This is a genomic window from Calditrichota bacterium (genome assembly GCA_014359355.1).
In the GTDB taxonomy this organism is placed as follows: Bacteria; Zhuqueibacterota; Zhuqueibacteria; order JANLFK01; family Oleimicrobiaceae; genus Oleimicrobium.
On sequence record JACIZP010000286.1, the window covers coordinates 1 to 3,681 of the forward strand.

At 58.6% G+C, this 3,681-nt stretch carries 4 protein-coding genes; all 4 read right to left on the reverse strand.

The features are described 5' to 3' along the window. Window positions 1-876 (reverse strand): electron transfer flavoprotein subunit alpha/FixB family protein (locus H5U38_12365; protein MBC7187818.1); only part of this gene is annotated, 876 nt, incomplete at its 3' end. Further along, entirely contained in the window at window positions 873-1,637 is a 765-nt protein-coding gene (locus tag H5U38_12370) for an electron transfer flavoprotein subunit beta/FixA family protein (GenBank protein ID MBC7187819.1), read from the reverse strand. The genes H5U38_12370 and H5U38_12365, both read right to left, overlap by 4 nt. A 33-nt stretch (window positions 1,638-1,670) precedes the next feature. After that, window positions 1,671-2,816, reverse strand: coding sequence for an acyl-CoA dehydrogenase (locus H5U38_12375; GenBank protein MBC7187820.1), 1,146 nt, complete (start codon window positions 2,814-2,816; stop codon window positions 1,671-1,673). Between the two features lie 21 nt (window positions 2,817-2,837). Next, the coding region (locus H5U38_12380; protein ID MBC7187821.1) for an acyl-CoA dehydrogenase family protein at window positions 2,838-3,681 on the reverse strand (844 nt) is incomplete at its 5' end.

Here is a 3,681-nt window from a genome sequence, read left to right on the forward strand (position 1 = left end):
GTCTTTGTTGATCGCGATAATGGTCTCAGCATTCTTCATGCCCATGAGGTGCTGAAAATCTCCACTGATGCCCAAAGCCACGTAGAGCTTCGGGCGGACGGTCTTGCCTGAGGAGCCGACCTGTCGGTCCTTGGGTAGCCACCCCGCGTCGACAATGGGACGCGAGCAAGCGAGTACCGCGCCCATGCTTTGGGCCAGCTCCTCGGCAAGTCTTATGTTCTCTTTCTCGCGGATTCCTCTTCCGACAGCAACGATTTTCTGGGCCTGACAGATATCCACCTCCCCGGCCGGAGCCTGCACATAGCGGGAGAAGACTTTCTCAGCAATCACCTGAAGCGTTGGAAATTCCGGGCCTACCACTTCTCCAGGTCTTGTCCCAGGGGTAGCCTGGCACGCACCTGCAGGAAAGGTGACCATGTAGCCCCAGTGGGGCCGCAAAGTCCCCTCCGCGACAATCTTGCCGCCATATACCGGCCTGGTGCACACCACCCTCTCCCCTTCCAGCTGGATGTTGCTACAACCAGGTGCGAGAGGCATGCGCAGCGCTGTGCTCAATGCGGGAGCGAGCTCCCACCCATAGGGTGTGTGGCCCAAAAGTAGCAGAAAAGGCTTCTTTTCTTCGAGCAGCGGTAAGAGTGCCTGCTGGTAGTAGTCCGAGTGGAAGTGTGCGAAGTAAGGCGCCTCGAGGACAAGGACTTTGTCGGCGGCACCCTGTAGCCCTTCCACCATCGCCTCCGGCTCGGCGCTCAGTAACACGGCCCACAACGAGCCGCCCAATTCGTCGGCGAGCTGTCTGCCCTTTGCGATCAGTTCGAAGGTTATCTCGCGCACCGCCCCTTGCCGGTGTTCGACGAGAACCCAGACGTCCCGACTCATAGCAGTGCCCTGCCTTTCAACAACGCTACCAACTGTTCAGCCACTTCAGCGGGGGTCCCATGGAGGATTTCCGCTTTCTTTTCAGCCAGGGGAAAAGCCAGCGCTCGGGTTTCCCACATGACACTGTCAGCTGCTGGGCGTTCCACTACCCTAAGGGGCTTGGCGGATGCTCGTTTAATGCCAAGGATTGAGGCGTAACGAGGTTCATTGATGCCGCTTTGCACGGTAAACAGCGCCGGCAGACGAAGCGTGAACTCCTCCTGCAACCCACCTTCCAGTTCTCTGCGCGCGAGAACCTGGCCGTCGGCAGTGACCTCCATAGCGACCACCAGCGACAGGTGCGGTATGTCCAGCAGTTCCGCGAGGCTGACGCCCACCTGCGCGCTCTGGTCGTCCGCAGCCACGCAGCCGGTAAGGACAAGGTCCGGAGCGAGTGGCCGAATCTCTCGTGCGAGAAGGCACGCTGTGGCGAAAGGATCCACCTCCTCCCCTTCAGGTGGAGTGATGCGGAAAGCCTCATCAGCACCCTTTGCCAATCCCATTCGCAACACTTCGTCGGCGGCTTCGGGCCCTACGGTGGCCAAGGTGATGGTGCCACCCAGTTTCTCCTTGAGCAGGAGAGCCTCTTCCAGAGCATAGTTATCGGTCTCGTTGATGCCAAAGGTCAGCGTATCATCCACCAGCTTCTTGCCCGAGGAGTCGATCTTGAGGATAGCTTCGGCCGCCTCGGGCACGCGCTTGATGCACACCACAATCTTCATGATATCACCTTTCTCCTGGCCGCGAAGTTTCCTTCACACTCCAAGCAGAGCACGAGCGATAACTAACTTTTGGATTTGGGATGTCCCCTCGTAGATCTCCATGACCTTGGCATCACGGTAGAAGCGCTCCACGCTGAACTCCCGCGAATAGCCATAGCCGCCGTGGATTTGCACGGCCTTGCGTGCGCAATCTACTGCGACTTCGGAGGCGAAGTACTTGGCCATGGACGACTCCACCGAAAAGCGTTGTGTGCCAGTGTCCTTTAGGTAGGCAGAGCGGTACACCAGCAAGCGTGCCGCATCAATGGCGGTGGCCATCTCGGCTATCATCCCCTGGATGAACTGAAATTCGCTGAGCTTCTTGCCGAACTGCTGACGTTCCTTGGCGTAGCGGATGGCCTCGTCCAGACACCCTTGCGCCAGTCCCACCGCCTGCGCTCCGATGTCGATGCGGCTTACGTCCAATGTGTGCATGGCGATCTTGAAGCCCTCTCCCTCTTGGCCTAAGAGGTTCTCTGCAGGCACAATGCAGTCCTCAAAAATCAACTCGCAGTTGGCCGTGGCCCGGATTCCCATGGTTTCTTCGTGCTTGCCAACCTTAAAGCCCGGGAAATCGCGCTCCAAGATGAACGCCGAGATCCCCTTGTGGCGCTTTTGCGGATCAGTGTAGGCGAAAACAACGTAGATGCCCGCCTCTCCGCCGTTGGTAATGAAACGTTTGGCGCCGTTGAGCACATAATGGTCTCCCTGGCGTGTGGCGGTGCTCTGCATTCCCGCCACATCGCTGCCTGCCACAGGTTCGGTGAGCCCGAAGGCGCCGATCTTTTCTGCACTGCACAGGGGCGGGAGGTACTTGCGCTTCTGTTCCTCACTGCCAAAGGTGAGAATCGGGTACGCCACCAGCGAATTGTTTACCGCTACAATCACCCCGGTGCTTGCGCATACTCTTGAGATCTCCTCAATAGCCAAGGCCAACGTTAGAAAGTCCATCCCCCCACCGCCGTACTCCTCAGGAACAACCACCCCCAAAAGGCCGAGCTTGGCCATCTTCCTGACGCTTTCCCATGGAAACTCTTGGCTCTGGTCGATGAGTGCAGCTTTCTCCTTCAGCTCTTTCTGGGCGAATTCCCTAACCATCTCCTGCGCCAGTTTCTGATCTGGACTGAGCTCAAAATCCATATTCGACCTCCTCTGGAGAGGTTAGCGACCGAGAATCTCCCTGGCGATGATCAACTTTTGGATCTGCGAGGTACCCTCGCCTATCTCCATAAGTTTCGCATCTCGTAGTAGCCGCTGCAGTGGATTGCTCGAAAGAAGTGCCTCTGGGCCAATGACGTCCATGAGGCGTCGACAAGTGCGTGTGCCTACCTCCGAGGCATAGAGTTTAGCCATGGCGCTCTGGGCCGTGACGCGCGCCCCTTGGTCCTTGAGTGCGGCCGCATGGTAGATCAGATGACGGGCGCACTCGATCTCGGTGGCCGCCTCGGCGATCACTTCCTGCACCCATTGGTTGCGATAGATAGGCGTTCCCCCGCGCTGTCGGCTGGTGACATAGCTCGTGGCGTAGGCCAATGCTCCAATTGCAATTCCCAGACCCAGCACGGCGATGCTGATCCTGCCGCCGTCCAGTGTTTCCATGAATACCTTGAAACCCTCACGTTCCTTCCCCAGCAAGTGGCTGCGCGGCAGACGGCAGTCGTCGAAATGGAGCTCTGCGGTGTCGGAAGCGCGCAGCCCCAGCTTGTCCTCCTTGCGACCTACCGAAAAGCCCGGAGTGCCACGCTCGACGACGAAGGCGCTAATTGCCTTGGTCTTGAGCATCGGGTCGTGACTCGCCGTAAAGACCACCACATCGGCAAAGCTGCCGTTGGTAATGAAACGCTTCTGACCATTGATAACCCAGTAGTCGCCATTTAGCTGCACAGTCGTCTCGGTGGCCCCGGCGTCGCTGCCGGCATGCGGTTGCGTAAGGCCGAATGAGCCAATTTTCTCGCCGCGGAGCAGAGGCGGCAGGTACCTGCGCTTCTGCTCCGCGCTGCCGTGG

Coding starts and splice junctions, on each gene's coding strand:
- H5U38_12370 (MBC7187819.1), bottom strand. CDS start 1,637: ATGAAGATTGTGGTGTGCATCAAGCGCGTGCCCGAGGCGGCCGAAGCT.
- H5U38_12375 (MBC7187820.1), bottom strand. CDS start 2,816: ATGGATTTTGAGCTCAGTCCAGATCAGAAACTGGCGCAGGAGATGGTT.